This window comes from Duganella sp. CY15W (assembly GCF_009857555.1).
GTDB lineage: Bacteria > Pseudomonadota > Gammaproteobacteria > Burkholderiales > Burkholderiaceae_D > Rugamonas > Rugamonas sacchari.
In genome coordinates this window covers 97,893-117,805 of sequence record NZ_WWCQ01000003.1, presented here as the reverse complement: position 1 = coordinate 117,805, position 19,913 = coordinate 97,893, and the positions used below count along the sequence as shown (strand labels likewise).

General features: G+C 62.8%; 23 protein-coding genes. 9 read left to right on the top strand and 14 right to left on the bottom strand.

The window, feature by feature from the left end; genetic code table 11:
* Position 1 precedes the first annotated feature (1 nt).
* The 5 genes from GTP58_RS15495 to leuS are packed head-to-tail and all read right to left on the bottom strand — an operon-like array spanning position 2 to position 6,010.
* Entirely contained in the window at positions 2 to 424 is a 423-nt protein-coding gene (locus GTP58_RS15495; protein WP_161078242.1) for a CopD family protein, read from the bottom strand.
* An 8-nt stretch (positions 425 to 432) separates the two neighbouring features.
* Positions 433 to 1,704, bottom strand: coding sequence for a glutamate-5-semialdehyde dehydrogenase (locus GTP58_RS15490; protein ID WP_161078241.1), 1,272 nt, complete (start codon positions 1,702 to 1,704; stop codon positions 433 to 435).
* A 20-nt stretch (positions 1,705 to 1,724) separates the two neighbouring features.
* Complete coding sequence (gene holA, locus GTP58_RS15485) at positions 1,725 to 2,741, bottom strand: DNA polymerase III subunit delta (protein ID WP_072785670.1); 1,017 nt, start codon at positions 2,739 to 2,741, stop codon at positions 1,725 to 1,727.
* A 9-nt stretch (positions 2,742 to 2,750) separates the two neighbouring features.
* Entirely contained in the window at positions 2,751 to 3,374 is a 624-nt protein-coding gene (lptE, locus tag GTP58_RS15480; protein WP_161078240.1) for an LPS assembly lipoprotein LptE, read from the bottom strand.
* Positions 3,375 to 3,385: 11 nt separating this feature from the next.
* Positions 3,386 to 6,010, bottom strand: coding sequence for a leucine--tRNA ligase (leuS, locus tag GTP58_RS15475; RefSeq protein WP_161078239.1), 2,625 nt, complete (start codon positions 6,008 to 6,010; stop codon positions 3,386 to 3,388).
* Between the two features lie 25 nt (positions 6,011 to 6,035).
* Between leuS and GTP58_RS15470 the strand changes: the two genes are divergently transcribed.
* From GTP58_RS15470 to map, 5 genes are all read left to right on the top strand, one after another.
* Positions 6,036 to 6,893 carry a DUF6597 domain-containing transcriptional factor gene (locus GTP58_RS15470; RefSeq protein WP_229215602.1) on the top strand — a complete coding sequence of 286 codons (858 nt, stop codon included), beginning with the start codon at positions 6,036 to 6,038 and terminating at the stop codon, positions 6,891 to 6,893.
* A 54-nt stretch (positions 6,894 to 6,947) separates the two neighbouring features.
* On the top strand, positions 6,948 to 7,313 hold the full coding sequence (locus GTP58_RS15465; RefSeq protein WP_161078238.1) for a VOC family protein: 366 nt from the start codon (positions 6,948 to 6,950) through the stop codon (positions 7,311 to 7,313).
* 142 nt (positions 7,314 to 7,455) lie between these two features.
* The gene (locus tag GTP58_RS15460) at positions 7,456 to 8,064 is read left to right on the top strand and encodes a hypothetical protein (RefSeq protein ID WP_161078237.1); all 609 of its coding nucleotides are present in this window, start codon (positions 7,456 to 7,458) and stop codon (positions 8,062 to 8,064) included.
* 34 nt (positions 8,065 to 8,098) lie between these two features.
* A complete protein-coding gene (locus GTP58_RS15455; RefSeq protein WP_161078236.1) occupies positions 8,099 to 8,830 on the top strand; it encodes a hypothetical protein in 732 nt (243 codons plus the stop codon).
* A gap of 61 nt (positions 8,831 to 8,891) precedes the next feature.
* On the top strand, positions 8,892 to 9,746 hold the full coding sequence (gene map, locus GTP58_RS15450) for a type I methionyl aminopeptidase (protein ID WP_161078235.1): 855 nt from the start codon (positions 8,892 to 8,894) through the stop codon (positions 9,744 to 9,746).
* Here map and GTP58_RS15445 read toward each other — a convergent pair.
* Genes GTP58_RS15445 through GTP58_RS15425 form a run of 5 tightly spaced genes read right to left on the bottom strand, consistent with a single transcriptional unit; the run spans position 9,727 to position 12,610 of the window.
* On the bottom strand, positions 9,727 to 10,053 hold the full coding sequence (locus GTP58_RS15445; protein WP_072785653.1) for a barstar family protein: 327 nt from the start codon (positions 10,051 to 10,053) through the stop codon (positions 9,727 to 9,729). The genes map and GTP58_RS15445 overlap by 20 nt on opposite strands.
* Positions 10,054 to 10,479 carry a biopolymer transporter ExbD gene (locus GTP58_RS15440; RefSeq protein ID WP_161078234.1) on the bottom strand — a complete coding sequence of 142 codons (426 nt, stop codon included), beginning with the start codon at positions 10,477 to 10,479 and terminating at the stop codon, positions 10,054 to 10,056.
* Between the two features lie 4 nt (positions 10,480 to 10,483).
* Positions 10,484 to 11,149 carry a MotA/TolQ/ExbB proton channel family protein gene (locus GTP58_RS15435; RefSeq protein ID WP_161078233.1) on the bottom strand — a complete coding sequence of 222 codons (666 nt, stop codon included), beginning with the start codon at positions 11,147 to 11,149 and terminating at the stop codon, positions 10,484 to 10,486.
* Positions 11,146 to 11,952 carry a 4-hydroxy-tetrahydrodipicolinate reductase gene (gene dapB, locus GTP58_RS15430; protein ID WP_161078232.1) on the bottom strand — a complete coding sequence of 269 codons (807 nt, stop codon included), beginning with the start codon at positions 11,950 to 11,952 and terminating at the stop codon, positions 11,146 to 11,148. The genes GTP58_RS15435 and dapB overlap by 4 nt, the downstream gene beginning before the upstream one ends.
* 16 nt (positions 11,953 to 11,968) lie before the next feature.
* Complete coding sequence (locus GTP58_RS15425) at positions 11,969 to 12,610, bottom strand: outer membrane protein assembly factor BamE (RefSeq protein ID WP_072785645.1); 642 nt, start codon at positions 12,608 to 12,610, stop codon at positions 11,969 to 11,971.
* A 197-nt stretch (positions 12,611 to 12,807) separates the two neighbouring features.
* Between GTP58_RS15425 and fur the strand changes: the two genes are divergently transcribed.
* Positions 12,808 to 13,236, top strand: coding sequence for a ferric iron uptake transcriptional regulator (gene fur / locus GTP58_RS15420; protein WP_072785643.1), 429 nt, complete (start codon positions 12,808 to 12,810; stop codon positions 13,234 to 13,236).
* Positions 13,237 to 13,267: 31 nt separating this feature from the next.
* Here the strand turns inward: fur and hrcA are convergent, their stop codons facing one another.
* Both hrcA and GTP58_RS15410 read right to left on the bottom strand, forming a co-directional pair.
* Positions 13,268 to 14,284 (bottom strand): heat-inducible transcriptional repressor HrcA, encoded by a 1,017-nt coding sequence (gene hrcA, locus GTP58_RS15415; protein WP_072785641.1) that lies wholly within the window; start codon positions 14,282 to 14,284, stop codon positions 13,268 to 13,270.
* A gap of 48 nt (positions 14,285 to 14,332) precedes the next feature.
* Positions 14,333 to 15,040, bottom strand: coding sequence for an HAD family hydrolase (locus GTP58_RS15410; protein WP_161078231.1), 708 nt, complete (start codon positions 15,038 to 15,040; stop codon positions 14,333 to 14,335).
* Positions 15,041 to 15,116: 76 nt separating this feature from the next.
* Here GTP58_RS15410 and GTP58_RS15405 point away from each other — a divergent pair, with 76 nt between their 5' ends.
* From GTP58_RS15405 to GTP58_RS15395, 3 genes are all read left to right on the top strand, one after another.
* Complete coding sequence (locus GTP58_RS15405) at positions 15,117 to 16,514, top strand: metallophosphoesterase (protein ID WP_373924751.1); 1,398 nt, start codon at positions 15,117 to 15,119, stop codon at positions 16,512 to 16,514.
* A 130-nt stretch (positions 16,515 to 16,644) separates the two neighbouring features.
* A complete protein-coding gene (locus tag GTP58_RS15400; protein ID WP_161078229.1) occupies positions 16,645 to 17,241 on the top strand; it encodes a DUF3237 domain-containing protein in 597 nt (198 codons plus the stop codon).
* Positions 17,242 to 17,275: 34 nt separating this feature from the next.
* Positions 17,276 to 17,908: a hypothetical protein gene (locus GTP58_RS15395; protein WP_161078228.1), complete on the top strand. Its 633-nt coding sequence runs from the start codon at positions 17,276 to 17,278 to the stop codon at positions 17,906 to 17,908.
* Between the two features lie 158 nt (positions 17,909 to 18,066).
* Here the strand turns inward: GTP58_RS15395 and rsmA are convergent, their stop codons facing one another.
* Both rsmA and pdxA read right to left on the bottom strand, forming a co-directional pair.
* Positions 18,067 to 18,837 (bottom strand): 16S rRNA (adenine(1518)-N(6)/adenine(1519)-N(6))-dimethyltransferase RsmA, encoded by a 771-nt coding sequence (rsmA, locus tag GTP58_RS15390; RefSeq protein ID WP_161078227.1) that lies wholly within the window; start codon positions 18,835 to 18,837, stop codon positions 18,067 to 18,069.
* Positions 18,834 to 19,868 (bottom strand): 4-hydroxythreonine-4-phosphate dehydrogenase PdxA, encoded by a 1,035-nt coding sequence (gene pdxA / locus GTP58_RS15385; protein WP_373924750.1) that lies wholly within the window; start codon positions 19,866 to 19,868, stop codon positions 18,834 to 18,836. The genes rsmA and pdxA overlap by 4 nt, the downstream gene beginning before the upstream one ends.
* Between the last annotated feature and the right edge of the window lie 45 nt (positions 19,869 to 19,913).

Sequence of the window (19,913 nt, the reverse complement as noted above, 5' to 3'; positions counted from 1 at the left end):
ATCAGAAAGGTTTCACCACCACCAGCAGCACAATCGCCAGCATCGCAAACACCGGCAGCTCGTTAAACACGCGGAACCATTTGTGGCTACGCTGGTTTTCACCACGCTCAAATTTTTTCAGGATGCCGCCGCAGGCATGGTGGTAACCGATCACCAGCACCACCAATGTCAGCTTGGCGTGCAGCCAGCCCGGCATGTGCGCGCCGTATGCCAGATACACCAGGATCGCGCCAAACACCACGGCAAACACCGACAGCCACATCGAAAACCGGTACAGCTTGCGCGCCATGAGCAGCAGGCGCGCGGTGGTGTTTTTATCGGTCTCCATCGCCAGGTTGACGAAGATGCGCGGCAGGTAGAACACGCCGGCCATCCAGGCGATGACGAAGAAGATGTGCAGTGCTTTGATCCAGAGATACAGCATAACGCTCCTTAGTTTCGTACTTCCCCGTGGCCGAATACCACGTATTTCAACGACGTCAGGCCTTCCAGTCCAACCGGGCCGCGTGCGTGCAGCTTGTCGTTGGAGATGCCGATTTCCGCACCCAGGCCATATTCAAAACCGTCCGCAAAACGCGTCGAGGCGTTGACCATCACCGATGCCGAATCCACCTCGCGCAAAAAGCGCATCGCGGCCGAGTGGTCCTCGGTGATGATGGACTCCGTGTGCTTGGACGAGTAGGTGTTGATGTGCTCCATCGCCTCGTCCATGTCGGCGACCAGCTTGACCGACAGGATCGCCGCCAGGTATTCCGTCGACCAGTCTTCTTCCGTCGCATCGGCCAGATGCGGGTAGCCGGCGGCGGCGAGAATGGCTTTTGCTTCCGCGTCGGCGCGCAGTTCGACCTGCTTGCTTGCGTACAGCGTGGCCAGTTGCGGCAGCACGGCCGGCGCAATCGCGCGCGCCACCAGCAGCGTCTCCATCGTGTTGCAGGTGCCATAGCGGTGGCACTTGGCGTTGAACGCAATGTCCAGCGCCTTTTTTATATCGGCCTTGCTGTCGATGTAGACGTGGCAGATGCCGTCCAGATGCTTAATCATCGGTACTGTCGCCTCTTCCATCAGGCGTGCAATCAGGCCCTTGCCGCCACGCGGCACGATCACGTCCACATACTGCGGCATCGTAATCAGTGCGCCGACGGCAGCGCGGTCGGTGGTCTCGACGACCTGCACGCCCTCTTCCGGCAGGCCAGCGCCAGCCAGGCCTTCCTTGACCAGCCTGGCCAGCGCGCGATTGCAATGGATCGCTTCCGAGCCGCCGCGCAGGATGGTGGCGTTGCCGCTCTTGATGCACAGCCCCGCCGCGTCCACCGTCACGTTGGGGCGCGACTCGTAAATAATACCGATCACGCCCAGCGGCACGCGCATCTGGCCAACCTGGATGCCGGTCGGGCGGAATTTCAGGCCGGAGATTTCTCCGATCGGATCCGGCAATGCGACGATCTGGCGCAGGCCTTCCACCATGGTGGCGATGGCCTTGTCCGACAGCGCCAGCCGGTCCAGCATGGCCGGCGCCAGGCCGTTGGCGGCAGCGGCATCCATATCCAGCTTGTTCGCGGTGCGCAGTGCATCGGCGTCGCGTTCAATTGCGTCGGCGATCAGCGTCAGCGCGCGGTTGCGCTGTGCGCTATCGGCACGGGCCATGGCGCGCGAAGCCTTGCGCGCCTGCCGGCCCAGTTGTTCCATATACTGATTGATGTCCATCGTTGTCCCGTTCGAGCGGGTCAGCCGCGGGCGACTTTCAACGCCAATTGCAGCATGGCGTCCCATGCGTCGCCTGCATGCGCTTTCGCGCGCAGACCCTTGATCATCTTGTCCACTTGCGCGGCGTCCTTCATTGCCGCTTCCAGCGTTGGCAGCGAAATGCGGCGCAGCGCCGGGTCCATCATGCGTTCCTTGGGTCCCCAGATGCGGTGCTCCTTGAGCAGCGCACCCAGAGGCCGGCCTTGCGCCATGCCCGACTTGAGCTTGAGCAGCGTGCGGATTTCGTCCGACACCGCCCACAGCACCAGCGGCAGCGCTTCGCCCTCGCCTTTCAGGCCTTCCAGCATGCGTACCAGACGCGCCGGATCACCTGCCAGCATCGCTTCACTGAGCTTGAACACATCGTAGCGCGCCACATTCAGCACCGCGTCGTGCACCTGCTCGTAGGTCAGCTTGCCCGGCTCGTGCAGCAAAGCCAGTTTTTGAATCTCCTGATGGGCCGCAAGCAGATTGCCTTCCACGCGGTCCGCGATGAAATCAATGCTCTGCCGGTCCGCGCTCTGCCCTTGTGCGGCAAGGCGCTGGCCTATCCAATTGGGCAAATGCGCCCGTTCCACCTGCGGGATGTCGATATACACCGCCGCTTGTTGCAGACTGGCGACCCAGGCCGCCTTCTGCGTCTGCCAGTCCAGCTTGGGCAGCGTGATCAAAGTCAGGTTGTCCGGACTCAGATCCTTTACATAATTTTGCAGCGCCGCGCCGCCATCCTTGCCCGGCTTGCCGGTCGGGATGCGCAGCTCGATGAGCTTCTTGTCACCAAACAGCGACAGCGCCTGATTGGCCGCCAGCAGCTCGCCCCATTTGAAGCTGCGCTCCACGGTCAGCACATCGCGCTCGGAATAGCCTTGCGCGCGCGCCGTCTTGCGGATTTTGTCCGCGGCTTCCAGCGCCAGCAAATGCTCGTCGCTGGTGATGACGTACAGCTGCGACAGCGATTTCGTTAAATGGCCATCCAGCGCTTCCAACCGTAATTGCATCGCGCGCCTTTACTGAATCGGCACGGCCGGCGGCAGTGTCGACGGCTGCCCCGATGGCTGCGGGCCGGCCGCCGCAGGGCCTGGCGGCGGCAGCGACACGCCTGCCGTCTTGACGGCAGCGATGCGGCGCATCATCTGCTGTACCAGGTCGGTCTGCATGTCCTTGTAGAGCAGCGCCTCTTCCTGCTCTTTTGCCAGCAGCTGGGTTTCGTTAAAGTCGATAGGACGCGTCAGCATCAGCTGCGTCGGTCCCAGCAGCTCAGCGCCCTGCTTGTCCAGCACGCGGAACACAATGTTGTACGTCAGCAGATACTGGCGCACACGGCCATTGCTGTTCAGCGACAGAATGGTCTTGCTCTTGGTCTTCTCCGGATTGGACAAGACCTCGATCACGCCATCCGCATCCTTGGCGGAGCTGACCACGGTGGTGCCGCCGTTGGCGCGGATGTTGCGCTTCAAATCAATCGCCAGCGGCGACGACTCCGGCAGCCCCACATACATGGTCGGGAATGGCAGCGTGTAGTGGCCGCCCTCACCGCGCAGATGGAAGCCGCACGCCGACACCGTCAGCGACGCGGCCAGAACTGCCGCGTACAGCGCGCCGCGACGGAAGAACTTCGAAGTAGTCGCCATGAGGATTCCGATTAAACGACGATGTTGACCAGCTTGCCCGGCACGACGATCACCTTCTTCGGCGTGCCCTCGATGAACTTCTGCACCGCTTCATTCGCCAGTGCAGCTGCTTCGATGGCCGCCTTGTCGGCGCTCTTCGGCACCACCACGCTGCCACGCAGCTTGCCGTTCACCTGAATCATCATCTCGATCTCGGACTGCTCCAGCGCAGCCGGATCAACCTGCGGCCAGGCGGCGTCCAGGATGTCGCCCGCATAGCCCAGCTCTTTCCACAGCACGTGGGTGATGTGCGGTGCGACAGGGTTCAGCAGGCGCAGGAAGATCGCGTAGCCTTCCGAGACCACGGCCGCTTCCACATCCTTGGCCGATTCCAGCGTGTTCAGCATCTTCATGCAGGCCGACACCACGGTGTTGTACTGGATGCGTTTGACGTCGTAGTCGGCCTGCTGCAGCACCTTGTGCACTTCGCGGCGCAGGGTCTTGCCCGCGTCGGTGGTGGCAGCTGCCGTCAGCGGTGCGCCGGCGGCGGCAATCGCTTCACGCTGTGCGTAGCCGAATGCCCACACGCGGCGCAGGAAGCGGTTCGCGCCTTCCACACCGCTGCCCGACCATTCCAGCGTTTGCTCTGGCGGCGAGGCGAACATGGTGAACAGGCGCGCGGTGTCGGCGCCGTATTGTTCGATCTGCGCTTGCGGGTCGATCCCGTTGTTCTTCGACTTCGACATCTTCTCGGTGCCGCCGATGTTGACGGCCTGGCCGTCATCCTTCAGCACCGCGCCTTGCGGACGGCCCTTGTCGTCCACCGTCAGATCGACGTCGGCTGGATTGAACCAGGTCTTCTTGCCGGCGGCGTCTTCGCGGTAGTAGGTCTCGTTCAGCACCATGCCCTGGGTCAGCAGGTTGGTGAATGGCTCGTCAAACTTGACCAGGCCGAAGTCGCGCATCACCTTGGTCCAGAAGCGTGCGTACAGCAGGTGCAGCACGGCGTGTTCGATACCGCCGATGTACTGGTCCATCGGCATCCAGTAGTCGTTGCGGCTGTCGACCATCGCATCGTTCGAGTTCGGCGAGGTATAGCGCATGTAGTACCACGACGAATCGACGAAGGTATCCATGGTGTCGGTTTCGCGGCGGGCCGGCTTGCCGCACTGCGGGCAATCGCACTTCAGGAACGCTTCGTACTTGTTCAGCGGATTGCCGCTGCCGTCCGGTACGCAGTCTTCCGGCAGCACCACCGGCAGATCTTTTTCAGGCACCGGCACCGAGCCGCAATCGGCACAGTTGATCATCGGGATCGGCGTGCCCCAGTAGCGCTGGCGCGAGATGCCCCAGTCGCGCAGACGGAAGGTGATCTTCTTCTCGCCCAGGCCCTTGGCAGCCATGTCGGCGGCGACAGCGTCCACCGCTTCGGCGTAGCGCAGGCCGTCGTATTTGCCGGAATTGGTGACGATCGAGACTTCCTTGTCGCCGTACCATTCCTGCCAGGCGTCGGTCGAATATTCCGGCGCGTCCGCCGTGGTGATGACTTGCCTGATCGGCAGATTGTATTTTTTGGCGAAGGCGAAATCGCGCTCGTCGTGCGCCGGCACGCCCATCACGGCGCCGTCGCCGTAGGTCATCAGCACGTAGTTGCCGACCCAGACTTCGACTTGCGCGCCGGTCAGCGGATGGGTGACGAACAGGCCGGTCGGCATGCCCTTTTTCTCCATGGTCGCCATGTCGGCTTCAATCACCGAGCCCAGTTTGCACTCGGCGTTGAAGGCGGCCAGTGCCGGATTGGTTTGCGCGGCCAGCACGGCCAGCGGGTGTTCTGCCGCCACGGCGCAGAAGGTCACGCCCATCACGGTGTCCGGACGGGTGGTGAACACGTACATCTTGCCGTCGCCGATCAGCGCGCCGTCGGCGTCCTTGATCTCGTGCGGGAACGCGAAACGCACGCCGGTCGATTTGCCGATCCAGTTCGATTGCATGATGCGCACGCGCTCAGGCCAGCCTGGCAGCTTGCTGTCAACATGCTCCAGCAGTTCTTCCGCATAGTCGGTGATGCGCGCGTAGTACATCGGAATTTCACGCTTCTCGATGACCGCGCCCGAACGCCAGCCCTTGCCGTCGATGACCTGCTCGTTGGCCAGCACGGTCTGGTCGATCGGATCCCAGTTCACGGTACCGGTTTTTTTGTAGATGATGCCTTTTTCCAGCATCTTCAGGAACATCCACTGGTTCCACTTGTAGTATTCCGGCTTGCACGCGGTCATTTCGCGCGACCAGTCGATGGCCAGGCCCATCAGCTCCATCTGCGAGCGCATGTGGGCGATGTTGGAATAGGTCCACTGTGCGGGCGGCACATTGTTGGCCATTGCCGCATTTTCCGCCGGCATGCCAAACGCGTCCCAGCCCATTGGCATCAGCACGTTGTAGCCGTTCATGCGCAGATAGCGGTACATCACGTCATTGATCGTATAGTTGCGCACGTGGCCCATGTGCAGCTTGCCCGATGGGTAAGGCAGCATGGAGCAGGCGTAGTACTTGCCTTTCGGGAAGCGCGGGTCGTTCTCGACGGCTTTGTAGGCGTCGATCGCCTTCCAGTGGGATTGAGCGGCTTTTTCTACGTCGGCGGGACTATATTTATCTTGCATGATCGGTGACGGCCAATTAGTGAATATGAACCGGACATTATACCGTTTCATTCCCCTGCTGAGCGCGCAAGCCCCGAAGATGACCATTCCAGCCGTTTCTATGCGGCTACCGCCGTGGCATACTGCTCAGATGCACTATCGCGAATATCCTCCCCACCCGTCGCTGGCCGCCCATGTTGACTGCGTCTGGGCCGCACAGGCGCCCGCGTGGGCGCATACGCACCGCGTGCTGCCCGATAATTGCGTGGATATCCTGTGGCAGGACAGCGGCCAGCCCGGATTTGCGGTCGGCATGATGCGTTCCGCCATCCTGGTGGCCAGCGAGCGGCCGGTACGGACACTGGCGGTGCGCTTCAAGCCGGGCATGGCAGGCCCGTTCCTGGCGATGCCACTGCACGCGTTGACCGATCAGCGCGCGGAGCTCGACTTGCTGTGGGGCCGCAGCGCTGCCGGGCGCCTGGCCGACGCGCTCTGGAACAGCACAGCACCCGAGCGTGCGCGGCTGGCGCTGATTGAACGGGAGTTGCTGCGCCGCCTACGGCTGGACAGCGCCGCCGGAAACGGCAACCCGGCGCTGGTCCAGCAGGCGCTGCGGGCGCTGGAAGCCAGCGCTGGTGCGCTACGCGTCGAGCAGCTGGCCGCGCAGCTGCAGGTGTCGCGCCAGCATCTGGCGGCACAGTTCCGCACCCATGTCGGGCTGTCGCCCAAGCTATACGCGCGCATCTGCCGCTTCCGGCGCGCGACAGCGGCGCTGGGCGCCGGCGCGGGACCGGACTGGGCCCAGTTGGCACAGGAGTGCGGCTATTTCGACCAGTCGCACCTGATCCACGATTTCCAGGAGTTCGCCGGCAGCGCGCCGGAGCGATTCCATTTTTCCAATTAAGCGTCCGCCCGATGTGCCAAGATGGGGTTTTTACCCCCTCACAGGAGACATCGCATGATCAAAGGCTTACGCACCGCCGCCTATCCAGTCACCGACCTGGCTGCCGCCAAGGCGTGGTACGCCCAGGTGTTCAATACCCAGCCCTATTTCGACCAGCCGTTTTACGTCGGCTTCAACATCGGCGGCTTTGAGCTGGGCCTGATCCCTGACGGCCAGCCAGCCACGGCGGGCAGCATGGTCTACTGGGGCGTCGACGATATTGAGGCCGAAGTCGCACGCATCACCGCCCTGGGCGCAACGCTGCATCACCCGATCCAGGACGTCGGCGACAACATTAAAACCGTGGAGCTGGCCGACCCGTTTGGCAATCTGCTGTGCCTGATCGTGAACCCGCATTTCGACCGCAATCAAGTAATTTAGTGTCACCTGCGCACTGTTACTTTTCGTGAGTTTCCACAAAGATTTTGTCTGTAGACTAATTATGGTTTTTTGCTAATCGTGCTTTTTTATTACCTTACAAGCAAAAAACGCTGGTTCCACTTCGACACTACAGAGGAAATCAATGAAAAAGCTTTTCGTATTAGGCGCAGTGCTGGCCGGCTTTGCAGCCAGCCAGGCAGCATCGGCACAAGCCGTTGTCACCCTGGGCCCGAACGTCATGCGCGCTGGCGTACGACTGAATTCGGGCCAGAATATCCAGTCGATCAACAAGAACTACATGCTGGCGATGCAAACGGATGGCAACCTGGTGCTGTACGCACAGCAACCAGGCGGCACCCAGCCGACCGGTTTCTCGACCGGCAAGGGCGGCAATTATGCCGTGCAACAAGACGATGGCAACTTCGTGGTCTATACGGCCAGCAATACCTGGCGCTGGACCTCGGAAACCGGCGGCCGCGCCACTGGCAACTACGTCATGGTGCTGGGCGATGATGGCCGTCTGACCATCCGTGAACCGGTCAACTATAACGTGATCCGCGAATTGCATCTCGACCGCGGCACCGGTGACCGTCAGCCTATGCGTTATGCGGCCCACCGCATCACCGGCGGTTTCGGCTGCGAAGAGTTCTACGTGGTGCAAAGGAACGGCGTGCTGGCGGCAGGTGTTGCAGCCCAGCAAGGCGGCGTGATCGGCAGCTGCGACTCCTACAACAAGCGCTACCTGATGTAATTGCCACCAACTGATGACCGCCGGGAGCGACTAGATGAAATCCACCACAATTGCACTCTCCACAGTAGCGTTGGTCATTGCGGGAGTGCTCGTTTCCCGGCAGGCCATCAGTGACACGCCGGCTGCGCCTACCGAGCCCGGCAAAGACGAGGTCCATGCCGCCCACCAGTCCGAGCCCGCATCCACCGGCCGCAGCTGGAACGCGGCACTGGGCCTCAACCCCTTCGCCGTCGGCGAACCGGTGAAGGTTGACCAGCAAATCTTGATCCGCGAACGGCTCGAACGTATGCGCAAAGGCAAATACAATACGCCCGAACCGTACTACCACATGAGCCTGAAGCAGTTGCAGCAGCTGGCCCACAACGGCGACGCTGCGGCAATGGTGCAATTAGGCGAGCAATATAGCAATGAAGCGGCGCAGTTGGTCAACGACGCCAGTTTCGACAGCCGCAAACCACCTGCCGAGGTCTCCAGGCAGTACTTTTACGCCGCGATGCAGGCAGGCTATCTGCATGCCGCCGCCGTCATCGCCGCCAAGGAAATCGACAACAACAACCTGGTGGAGGCCTGGGCGTGGGACAAGTTTTCGCAGTTCACCAATGACCCCGACCGCGCGGCGCTCTACAACGCTGACCAGCAGTTCGTCGGCATGTCCGCGGAAGACAAAAAGGCCGCAGAGGCGCGTTACCAGGAAATCGCCAAGGATTTCGGCCTGATCGGACCTGACACCGAATCGCCGGCCGCAACGGCCAATCCCGCCCCATAGCAGCGGCCCGGCCATGGTCTATGGCAAAATGTCGACCTTTATCCAGTAAAAAAGGTCATCCATGTCACGCCGTTCCGCCAATCTGATCAAGTCGCCTGAGCAAATCGCCCAGGCCCGCGTCGCTGCCCAGCTGGCGGCCGACGTCCTGACGATGATCGGCCCGCACATCAAGGCGGGCGTGACCACAGCTTATCTCGACCAGCTGTGCAACGACTACATCGTCAATGTGCAGCAGGCGATTCCCGCCAACGTCGGCTACGGCGGCTTTCCGGCCACCGTGTGCAGCTCGGTCAACCATGTGGTCTGCCACGGCATTCCGTCCGCCACCGAGGTACTCAAGCATGGCGACATCATCAACATCGACGTCGCCGTCATCAAGGATGGCTGGCACGGCGACACCAGCCGCATGTACTACGTCGGCGAACCCAGCAAGCCAACCCGCAAGCTGGTGGAAACCACCTATGCGGCCATGTGGGCCGGCATCCGCGCCGTGAAACCCAAGGCCACCCTGGGCGATGTCGGCTTTGCGATCCAGACCGTGGCCGAAAAGGCCGGCTACAGCGTGGTGCTGGATTACTGCGGCCATGGCATCGGCCAGGTGTATCACGAAGATCCGCAGGTGACGCACTACGGCCGCCCAGGCCAGGGCATGGTGCTCAAGCCGGGCATGCTGTTCACCATCGAACCGATGATCAACGCGGGCAAGGCCGCCACCAGGGAATTGAGCGACGGCTGGACCGTCGAGACGCGCGACAAATCCTTGTCGGCGCAATGGGAACACATGGTCTGCGTGACCGAGACCGGCTTTGAGGTGCTGACGCTGGCGCCGGGCGAGACCGGCGCCAAGGCGCATATTCCGAACGCGCTGCCGGCCGGCGCCGAACCGCCCGCCGCGCCTAGCGCAGCGTCAGTTTGAGGGCGGGCTTTTCGCCGTAGTCCTCGTAGCGTTCGTTGAGGCCAGCCACGCAGTAGGTGATTTCTTCCACAATGTCCGGCACGGCGGCCTGCATGGCCGGCGCGTCCAGGATGACGATTTCCAGCACTTCGTTGGGCTTGAGCCTGAACTTGCTCATGCTGTCGTCGTCGCGCAGATAGCTCAGGCAGTCCACCCAGGCATCCATGGTGTTGCCATAGGTGTCGGGGAAGCCCATTGCGGTCTTGCATGCAGCGTGGAAGCTGTCGAAATCCTTAATCGCCGCGCCGTTCAGTTCTGCGGTTGCCATTTATTTCTTCTCCTTGGGATCGGTGACGAAGCCCAATTTCGTTAGTCCATTGCTCTGCGCCGCCGCCATCACCTGGGCCACCACTTCATAGCGGGTGTCCTTGTCGGCGCGCAGTTGCAGTTCCGGTTGCGGGTCCAGCCTGGACGCCTCCACCAGACGCGCGGTCAGCGCATCCGGCGCCACCGGGTCGTTATTCCAGAATATCTTGCCCTTGCCGTCGATCGACAGCGTGACAGTCGCGGCGGGCGCCGTCGGCGTTGCCGGCGCTTGCGCCTTCGGCAGTTCCAGCTGCACCGAGCCGGTGAACATCGGCGCCGCCAGAATGAAAATCACCAGCAGCACCAGCATCACGTCCACCATGGGCGTGACATTGATGTCGGCCATCGGGCCGGGATTGCGGTGATGGTTGAAAGCGCCGAAGGCCATGATCTTACTTCGTCAGATAGGCGTGCAGGTCGTGGGCAAAGGCATCCAGCTCGGCCAGCGTCAGCCGGTTGGCGCGGTTGAAACCATTGTAGGCCAGCACCGCAGGAATCGCCACGGTCAGGCCGATGGCGGTCATGACCAGCGCCTCGCCCACCGGGCCAGCCACCTTGTCGATCTGCACCGTGCCATGCGAGGACACATTGGCCAGCGCGTGATAAATGCCCCAGACCGTGCCCAGCAGGCCAACAAACGGCGCAGTGGCGCCGATCGACGCCAGCAGCGTCAGGCCCGCCTCCAGGCGGTTGGTGGAGCGCTGGATCGCCGCGCGCAGCACGCGCGTGGCTTGCGCCGAGCGGTCCATCTCGCCGCCCAGCGACGGCCGTGCCGACGCCGTCAGCTGCGCCGCGCCCTGCTGCGCCAGCGGCAGGAAAATCCGTTCGGGATCGGCCAGCGTCAGCGCGGCCACGCCATCCTGCATGCTGGGCGCGTCCCAGAACGCCTGCACCGCAGGCGCGCTGCGGCGGATGCGCCACGAGGAAACCGCCTTGGCCAGGATGAAGAACCAGCTCACCAGCGACATCGCCAGCAGCACCAACGCCACCGCGTGGCTGATGGCGTCACCCTGCTCCCAGAAGCGGCTCAGGGTGAACTGGCTGGCTGCCGGGTTCATTGGTCTTTCAGGCCCAGCACGTCGTACATATCGTACAGGCCGGCCGGTTTGTCTGCCAGGAAGCGGCAGGCGCGGAGGGCGCCGTGCGCGTAGGTCACGCGGCTGCTGGACTTGTGGCTGATCTCGATGCGCTCGCCGATGCCGGCAAACAGCACGGTGTGGTCGCCAACGATGTCGCCGCCACGGATGGTGGCAAAACCGATCGACGACGGATCACGTTCGCCGGTCACGCCTTCGCGCGCAAACACGCCATGTTCCTTGAGGTCGCGGCCCAGCGCATCGGCAATCACCTCGCCCATTTTCAGCGCGGTGCCCGATGGCGCATCGACCTTGAAGCGGTGGTGCGCCTCGACGATTTCGATGTCGTAGCCGGTGGACAGCGCCTTGGCGGCCTGCTCCAGCAACTTCATGGTGACATTGACGCCGACCGAGAAGTTGGGCGAGAACACGATGGCGGTTTTTTGGGCGGCGGCCAGAATGGCGGCCTTGCCCGCCTCGTCAAAACCGGTAGTGCCGATCACCAGCTTGATGCCGTGTTCAGCGCAATACTTCAAATGCTCGAGGGTGGCTTCCGGACGCGTGAAGTCGATCAGGAACTGCGCACCGGCCAGACCCTGGTCCAATGCCGACGCCACCGGCACGCCGGCCGGCTTGCCCAGGAAAGCCGCCGCATCGGCCTGCTCCGCACCGGCGCGGTCCAGCGCGCCCGACAGACGCGCATCATCGGCGTTCTGCACGGCTTCGATCAGGATACGGCCCATACGGCCGCCGGCGCCTGCGATGGCGATGTTCATTGGGGTCATGCTTGCATCCTTGCTTTTATTTTTTGTCGTTCGTGATCGTCACGCCCACTGGCGAGGCCGCAGCAGGATTGTCGCTGCCGGCCGGCAGCGGCGCGCTAGGCGCCGGCTTGGCCAGCGCCGCTTCGGTCGCCGCTTCCTTCTTGGCGTTCGGCGCCGGGCCGGCGATACGGGCGATGTATTCTTTCTCGGTCGGCAGGTTGCCGCCTTCCCAGCGCTCCACCTTGCCATCCTTGAAGAACACGATCACGCGGCTGGTGGTGATTTCGCCGTTGCCCTTGGCCAGGCGGAACGCGTAATCCCAGCGGTTGCCGTGGAACGGGTCGGTCAGCAGCGCGGTGCCGAAGATGAAACGCACCTGGTCCTGGGTCATGCCCACTTTCAGCTGTGCCAACATTTCTTCCGAAACAAAGTTGCCTTGCTGGATATCCGGACGATATGGCGAGAAGAACCACATGAAGCGTTGCAGCTTGGTGATGGTGGTGGTCTGGGCGCCTTTGCTGGCGTCCAGCGTTGGCTCACTGTCTTTCACTTCCGTCGATTTCTCGCCCAGCGTGGTTTTGGTCGCGCAGCCGCCCAGCGCCAGCGCGATGCACGCGGTGGCGGCAATAGGAGTGAAACGGTGCAACAAAGACTGCGAAAAAGCCTGGGTGACGCGCATAAATGTCCTCAATCTGGTCGAGCGGAAGTGCTGCAAAACGCTATATCATAAAGCACCCTGTCCGCGACGGGGTAATTCTTTGTAACTGTAAAATTCCTACAAGAAACTTATGCCGGTCCGCAAGCACGTGCGGCCAGCGTCGGAGTGCGTTAAACTAGCGCCTAGCTAACCGCCAACCACACTATAGAGTTTCCAACATGGGTAATAATCCTACCGATCTGAAGGCCAGCGGCCTCAAAGCCACGCTGCCACGCATTAAAATCCTGGATATTTTCCAGAACAGCGAAGTGCGCCACCTGACCGCCGAGGATGTCTACAAAATCCTGCTGGCGGACAATATGGATGTGGGCCTGGCCACCGTCTACCGCGTGCTGACCCAGTTCGAGCAGGCCGGCCTGCTGAACCGCAACCACTTCGAAACCGGCAAAGCCATCTTTGAGCTGAACGCGGGCTCGCACCATGACCACCTGGTGTGCGTCGATTGCGGCCGCGTGGAAGAGTTTTACGACGAAGCGATTGAAGAGCGCCAGCATGCGATTGCCCAGGAGCGCGGCTTCAAGATCGCCGAACACGCGCTGGCGATTTACGGCAACTGCACCAAGACCGCCTGCCCGCACCGTCCTTGATTCCTGCCCCGCCCGGCAAGGCGGGGTACATTTAATTGTGGCTCAGCGCGTTGGACAGCAGCTTGGCCGTAATATCCACAATCGGGATCACGCGCTCGTAGGCCATCCGCGTCGGGCCGATCACGCCCAGCGTGCCGACGATCTTGCCGTTGGCCGTGTACGGCGCCGTCACCACACTCATCTCATCCATCGGCACCAGGCTGGATTCGCCGCCGATGTAGATTTGCACGCCGCTGGCTTTGCTCGACACATCGAGCAGCTGCATCAGTCCGGTCTTCTGCTCGAACATATCGAACATCTGGCGCAGTGAGCTCATATTCGACGACAAATCGCTGACCGACAGCAGGTTGCGCTCACCCGCGATGACCATATTGTCGCTGTCATCCGTCATCGCCTCGCTGCCCGCTTCCACTGCCACCTGCATCAGGCGGCCCATGTCATCGCGCAGCTGGCGCAGTTCCGTCTGCAGGCGCGCATGCACCTCATCGAAGGCCAGGCCGCCGTAATTCTGGTTGATGTAATTGGCCGACTGCACCAGCTGCGCCGGGCTGTAATCCACATCCGTCAACAGCAGGCGGTTCTGCACATCGCCGTTCGGCGCCACGATCACCAGCAGGATGCGCTTCTCGCCCAGGCGCAGGAACTCGATCTGCTGGAACACCGATTCACGGCGCGGGCTCAGCACCACGCCGGCAAACTGCGACAGCGAGGACAGCATCTGCGCCGCATTGGTAATCATCTTCTGCGGCTGCGGCGACTGCAGGCGCAGCTGCGCGCCCACGGCCTGCTCGTCGAGGTGCTGCACGGTCAGCAGGGTATCGACAAAGATCCGGTAGCCGCGCGGCGTCGGCACCCGGCCGGCCGAGGTATGCGGGCTGGCCACATAGCCCAGCTCTTCCAGGTCCGCCATGATGTTGCGGATGGTGGCCGGCGACAGCTCCAGCCCGGAGATTTTGGAGAGCGCACGCGAGCCCACCGGCTGGCCGTCCGCGATATAGCGTTCGACCAGGGCCTTGAGCAGGGTTTGTGCGCGGGTATCGAGTTGCATACTAAATATCAGTGATTGCCGGTGAAGATGTTCTGCCTATTATGCACGTCAATGCTGCATCTGCCCACGTATCCAGGCCAGCAGCTCGTCAAACGTGGCGCAAATCGCATCCGGCGTCACGCCCGCGTCCAGGTGGGCCGTGCTGCCGTGGCGGTTCATCCAGACCGCGCGCAGGCCGGCGCCCTGGGCGCCCTGCACGTCCAGCCGCAGGTCGTCGCCGACGTAGACGGCATCCTGCGGCGCCACGCCCATGGCCTCGCACGCGGCGCGGAAGATGTCCGGGTCCGGCTTGGCGCGGCCAAACGTGGACGAGGACAGCTGGTATTCAAAGTGGTGGTCCATGCCGATCACTTCAAGGTCGGCATTGCCATTGGTGATCACGCCCAGGCGCAGCATGCCCTGCAGCAGCGGCAATACCGGCAGCACATCGTCAAACGGCGTCACGCGGTTGCGCTGCACGGCAAAATGCTGCATCGAGCCTTCGATGTGGACCGGATCCTCGCCGGCCTCGGCAAAGATCTCGGCCAGCGCTTCGCGGCGCAGCTGGTATAAATCGGCGACCAGCTCAGGCCGGCGCTCCAGCAGCGCCATGCGGCGCACGCGCAGCTCGGCAATGCTGAATGCCTGCGCCACCCTGGGCGCATGCGCGGCCAGCCAGGCGTGCCAGCTGACTTCGGCGGCGGCAATCACCGGGCCGATCGGCCACAGGGTATCGTCCAGATCGAACAGCAAGGCTAAGGGGCGGCGTGAAGTCATGATCGGTCTACAAGGTGGGGAACAGGCATATTGTAAGGGCATGGTAGATTATGCGGATTATTCCGCTGGAGATCCCGTGCTGTTATCTACCTTGAAACGTGGGGCCATCGCCCTGCTGCTGACCGGCTGCGCCGCCACCAATCCGTCGCCAGCGCCAGATTTCACTTCCTACGTAGTACTGGGCGAATACGGCGCCGCCGTAGCCCGCGTGCTGATCGACGCGCCCGCCTGCCCCGCGATTGTCATCAACCAGCACAGCCAGCCCATGCAGCTGCGCGCGCCGGCCCAGACCATCGCGCTGCGCGCCACGCCCTCGGCGCCGGCGGACTCCAAACCGGCCGAATTTCCGCTGCTGACCTGCGAGACGCCCCTGCCGGCCGGCACCACCAGCGCCAGCGTGCTGGGCCGCGCACTGCCGCTGCCGAAGGCGGAACCGCAGCGCATCGTGGTGATCGGCGACACCGGCTGCCGCCTGCAAAAAAGCAGCAACAGCTGGCAAGCCTGCAACGACAGCCAGCAATACCCGTTTGCCACCACTGCCGCCCAGGCGGCCGCCTGGAAGCCCGACCTGGTGATTCACGTGGGCGACTACCACTACCGCGAAAACGCCTGCCCCGACGGCAACGCGGGCTGCGCCGGCAGCCCGTGGGGCTACGGCTGGGACGCGTGGGACGCCGATTTCTTCGCGCCCGGCGCCAGGCTGCTGGACGCGGCGCCGTGGATCATGGCACGCGGCAATCACGAAAACTGCCTGCGCGGCGGCCAGGGCTACTGGCGCTTCCTTGATCCGCGCCCGCTGCTCAAGGGCCGCGACTGCAACGCCGCCGCCGATGACGACGTCGGCAACTACAGCGATCCGTATGCGGTGCCGATCAGCCAGGCCACCCAGCTGCTGGTGCTGGATACTGCCAACACCACCTGGAAAGGCCTGAAACCGGGCGACATCGGCTATGCCAGGTACCAGGACCTGTACCGCAAAATGGCCGCGCTGTCGCAGCAGGCGCCCAACAACCTCGCCATCGCCCACCACCCGCTGCTGGGCATGGGCGCCGACCGCAAGGCCGACGGCAGCATCGTGCTGCTGCCGGGCGACGCCGGCCTGCAGGCGGCCATGGGCTCGGTCAATCCGCAGTACTTCCCGCCCGCCGTGCAGGCGCTGCTGTCCGGCCACGTCCACCTGTGGCAGCAGACCAGCTTCTCGAGCGGCCATCCGAGCCAGTTCATTGCCGGGTTTGCCGGCACCTCGGAAGACATCGTGCCGCTGCCGGAACGCTTGCCGCCGGGCGTGACGCCGGCGCCGGGCGCGGTGGTCGAGCACTTCAGCTCCTGGGTGGACGGCTTCGGCTTCATGACCATGGAACGCCGCGGCGCGCAGCAATGGCATGTGGAAGTGCATGATTTGCAAGGCACCATCCGCAACCGCTGCGAGCTCGACGGGCGCCGCTCCCGCTGCGAAGTGGCGCAGGTCAAATAAACCGGGCGACACACGCTGTTACATCCATTGAGCGTTTCAAGTTACCAAATGCACTAAAATACGGCCCACACGTGTAATATGCTGCCTCCCGTGCGTGCTGCCGGGCCTATTCGTTTTGGAGAGAGTTTTTATGAAAAGTTCGTATCTGCGTGCGGGTCTTGCCCTGCTGTGTGCTGTCATCCTGAGCGCCTGCGGCGGCAACAACGGTAGCCTCGCGCTGTCCGGCTCGGTTAACGGTCTGACCAAGACCGGCCTGGTGCTGATCAATAAAGGCAATGGCGAAAAGCTGCCTATCGAACCCAATACCAGTACGTTCGTGTTCACCAAGCTGCTGGCGACCGACGAACAGTTCGACGTTGAAATCGATACCCCGCCCGCCGGCGCCAAGTGCACGCTGGCCAACAACGTCAACAAGGCCAACGGCTATAACGTGTATGTGACGGTCACATGCGTTACCAATCCCTACAGCCTGGGCGGCTCGGTCAAAGGCCTGAAAGGCAAGGGCCTGGTGGTGGCCAACGGTTCGGATCTGGTGAGTATCGAGCCTCCAGCCACGGCTGGCGCGGATGTCAGCTTCGTGTTCCCGACCAAAGTGGCGGATGGCTCGCTGTTCGGCGCCTCGGTGCTGACCCAGCCGACCGGCCAGACCTGCGCGGTGGATCCGATTAACAACCCGGGCACGATGCCAAGCGGCGATGCGCTGGGCCTGATCGTCAAGTGCAATTAAGCTGCGGCACCGTTCAAACACTCTGGAGAATTAGATGAAATTTTCGTATGTATGCACCGCTGCTGCGCTGGCGCTGACTGCTGTTCTGGCCGCTTGCGGCGGCAAAGCGCAATTTACGGTGCAAGGTTCGGCGGTCAACGTCAACAGCACCGGCCTGGTCCTGGCCAACGGCAGTGATACCGTCTCGGTGCCGGTGGCCGCCACCACGTTTGCGTTTCCCAAGCAAATCGACTACGGCACCGACTACAACATCGTGGTACAGAAAAATCCTGACAATATGCAGTGCAGCGTGGCAGGCGGCCAGGGTTCGGCCGGCCACACCGTCAGCATCCAGGCGCTGGTGACCTGCGTCCAGAACAGCTACATCCTGAGCGGCCAGATCACCGGCCTGACGCCAGATCCGGTAACCAAGGCAGCACGTACCGTGACGCTGCTGAACGGCTCGACCGGCGGCGCCATCGCCATCACCAGCGATGCGACCACCAATGGCACCGGCGACTTTGCGTTCGGCATTGCCGTCTACACCGGCCAGGCTTACGGCGTGACCGTGCAGGATCCGAAAAACAATCTGATCTGCACCGTCACCAATGGCACCGGCGTGATGCCAAACAGCCCGGTCAGCAACGTCCTGGTCAACTGCACCCAGGCACCGGCAACTTCTGGCTAAGAGGGATGAGATATATATTTTCCGAATAATTGATATTTGGAAAATAAAGTAGCAATATATGCTGTAACGCAGCATACTGCACTTGTCTCCTCCACTTCTTGCAAAGGAAATGGATTCAGCCCGCTAGCTTAGCGGGCTTTTTTTGTCTTGAGGAAAAGTTACAGCAGGTTGGCCAGCGCCACGTACTGGGCCAGGCCCACGGCTTCCGGACGGTCGGTGGGCGTGATGCCGGCAGCGATGATCTGTTCTTCGGTGAACATGCCGCTCAGGCAGTTGCGGATGACTTTACGGCGCTGCGAGAAGGCTTTCTGCACCACGGCTTCCAGCTTGGCCTGGTCGCACGGCAGCGGATTGGCAATCGGGATCATGCGGACGATGGCCGAATCCACCTTGGGCGGTGGATCGAACGCTTCCGGCGGCACCACGAACAGCAGCGACATGTCGTAACGCCATTGCAGCATCACCGACAGGCGGCCATAGACCTTGCTGCCCGGCTCGGCCACCATGCGCTCCACCACCTCTTTTTGCAGCATGAAGTGCTGGTCCTGCACGCGCGTGGCAAACGTCGCCAGGTGGAACAGCAGCGGGCTGGAAATGTTGTACGGCAGGTTGCCGACGATGCGCAGCTTGTCGCCCTCCGGCACCGGGATGGCGCCAAAATCAAACTTCAGCGCGTCGCCGGAATGCACGGTCAGCTTGTCGCGCGGGTAGGCTTTTTCCAGCCGCGCCACCAGGTCGCGGTCCAGCTCCACCACGTGCATATGCTTCAGCGAACGCAGCAGCTGGTCCGTCATGGCCGCCAGGCCGGGGCCGATTTCGACCATGGTGTCGCCAGGCTGCGGGTTGATGGATTCGGTAATGCTGCCCAGCACATGCTGGTCATGCAGGAAGTTTTGGCCGAAGCGTTTGCGGGCTACGTGTTGTTTCATTTTTTATTATCCAAAGAATTATTTGCCATGGCCAGCGCGGCGTTGATGGCCTGCTCCATGCTGCCGCAGTCGGCCTGGCCCAGGCCTTGCGCGGCCAGGTCCAGCGCCGTGCCGTGATCGACCGAGGTGCGGATCAGCGGCAGGCCCAGCGTAATGTTGACGCCATGGCCAAAGGTGGCGTACTTCAGCACCGGCAAGCCCTGGTCATGGTACATGGCCAGCACGCAGTCGGCGCCTTGCAGGTACTTGGGCTGGAACAGCGTGTCGGCCGGATATGGCCCCGCCGCGTCGATGCCGCGCGCCTGCGCCGCCGCGATGGCCGGCGTGATGGTGTCGATCTCTTCGCGCCCCAGATAGCCGCCCTCGCCCGCATGCGGGTTCAGGCCGCATACCAGGATGCGCGGGCGGGCGATGCCAAACTTGTGGCGCAGGTCGGCATCGATGATGTCCAGCACGCGCGCCAGCCCGTCCAGGGTCAGCGCCGCCGACACCTGTTTCAACGGCAGGTGTGTGGTCGCCAACGCCACACGCAGCGCGTCGCCGGAACCGGCTTGTGGGCCGGCCAGCATCATCACCACCTGCCCGGCGCCGGTCTTTTCCGCGAAGTATTCGGTATGGCCGGAGAACTTGACGCCGGCGTCGTTGATGGTGCTCTTTTGCAGCGGCGCCGTGACCACGGCCTCGAACCAGCCGGCCTGCACGCCTTCAATCGCGGCGTCCAGCGTGGCCAGCACGGCGCGGCCGTTTTCCTTGTCCAGCCGGCCCGGCACCACATGGGCGTCCAGCGGCACGTCGATCACGCTGATGCGGTCGGCGCCAAAGTGCGGCAGGCCGCCATTGCGCACCGCCATCAGCGACAGCGAGGACAGGCGGATCGCGGGGTCGATCTCGGCGGCCGTCATGGCCAGGAAGGCGGCATCGCCCAGCAGCACGCAATTGACTTCGTGCCGCCGCGCCCAGGCCGCGCGGATCGAGATTTCCGGACCGATGCCGGCCGGTTCGCCGACGGTGACGGCGATAGCAGGGCGCACTCCCGGGCGCCGTTGAGGTGAAGTGGCGCTCAAGTGTGCTCCCCT

Excerpts from the sequence above, each read along its gene's own strand:
- GTP58_RS15455 (WP_161078236.1), top strand. The coding sequence starts at position 8,099 with ATGAAATCCACCACAATTGCACTCTCCACAGTAGCGTTGGTCATTGCG.
- GTP58_RS15425 (WP_072785645.1), bottom strand. The coding sequence starts at position 12,610 with ATGCGCGTCACCCAGGCTTTTTCGCAGTCTTTGTTGCACCGTTTCACT.
- GTP58_RS15410 (WP_161078231.1), bottom strand. The coding sequence starts at position 15,040 with ATGACTTCACGCCGCCCCTTAGCCTTGCTGTTCGATCTGGACGATACC.
- map (WP_161078235.1), top strand. The coding sequence starts at position 8,892 with ATGTCACGCCGTTCCGCCAATCTGATCAAGTCGCCTGAGCAAATCGCC.
- fur (WP_072785643.1), top strand. The coding sequence starts at position 12,808 with ATGGGTAATAATCCTACCGATCTGAAGGCCAGCGGCCTCAAAGCCACG.
- leuS (WP_161078239.1), bottom strand. The coding sequence starts at position 6,010 with ATGCAAGATAAATATAGTCCCGCCGACGTAGAAAAAGCCGCTCAATCC.
- lptE (WP_161078240.1), bottom strand. The coding sequence starts at position 3,374 with ATGGCGACTACTTCGAAGTTCTTCCGTCGCGGCGCGCTGTACGCGGCA.
- GTP58_RS15400 (WP_161078229.1), top strand. The coding sequence starts at position 16,645 with ATGAAAAGTTCGTATCTGCGTGCGGGTCTTGCCCTGCTGTGTGCTGTC.
- GTP58_RS15465 (WP_161078238.1), top strand. The coding sequence starts at position 6,948 with ATGATCAAAGGCTTACGCACCGCCGCCTATCCAGTCACCGACCTGGCT.
- GTP58_RS15460 (WP_161078237.1), top strand. The coding sequence starts at position 7,456 with ATGAAAAAGCTTTTCGTATTAGGCGCAGTGCTGGCCGGCTTTGCAGCC.
- GTP58_RS15470 (WP_229215602.1), top strand. The coding sequence starts at position 6,036 with ATGAACCGGACATTATACCGTTTCATTCCCCTGCTGAGCGCGCAAGCC.
- GTP58_RS15495 (WP_161078242.1), bottom strand. The coding sequence starts at position 424 with ATGCTGTATCTCTGGATCAAAGCACTGCACATCTTCTTCGTCATCGCC.
- GTP58_RS15435 (WP_161078233.1), bottom strand. The coding sequence starts at position 11,149 with ATGAACCCGGCAGCCAGCCAGTTCACCCTGAGCCGCTTCTGGGAGCAG.
- holA (WP_072785670.1), bottom strand. The coding sequence starts at position 2,741 with ATGCAATTACGGTTGGAAGCGCTGGATGGCCATTTAACGAAATCGCTG.
- GTP58_RS15395 (WP_161078228.1), top strand. The coding sequence starts at position 17,276 with ATGAAATTTTCGTATGTATGCACCGCTGCTGCGCTGGCGCTGACTGCT.
- GTP58_RS15440 (WP_161078234.1), bottom strand. The coding sequence starts at position 10,479 with ATGGCCTTCGGCGCTTTCAACCATCACCGCAATCCCGGCCCGATGGCC.
- dapB (WP_161078232.1), bottom strand. The coding sequence starts at position 11,952 with ATGACCCCAATGAACATCGCCATCGCAGGCGCCGGCGGCCGTATGGGC.
- hrcA (WP_072785641.1), bottom strand. The coding sequence starts at position 14,284 with ATGCAACTCGATACCCGCGCACAAACCCTGCTCAAGGCCCTGGTCGAA.
- GTP58_RS15445 (WP_072785653.1), bottom strand. The coding sequence starts at position 10,053 with ATGGCAACCGCAGAACTGAACGGCGCGGCGATTAAGGATTTCGACAGC.
- GTP58_RS15490 (WP_161078241.1), bottom strand. The coding sequence starts at position 1,704 with ATGGACATCAATCAGTATATGGAACAACTGGGCCGGCAGGCGCGCAAG.
- rsmA (WP_161078227.1), bottom strand. The coding sequence starts at position 18,837 with ATGAAACAACACGTAGCCCGCAAACGCTTCGGCCAAAACTTCCTGCAT.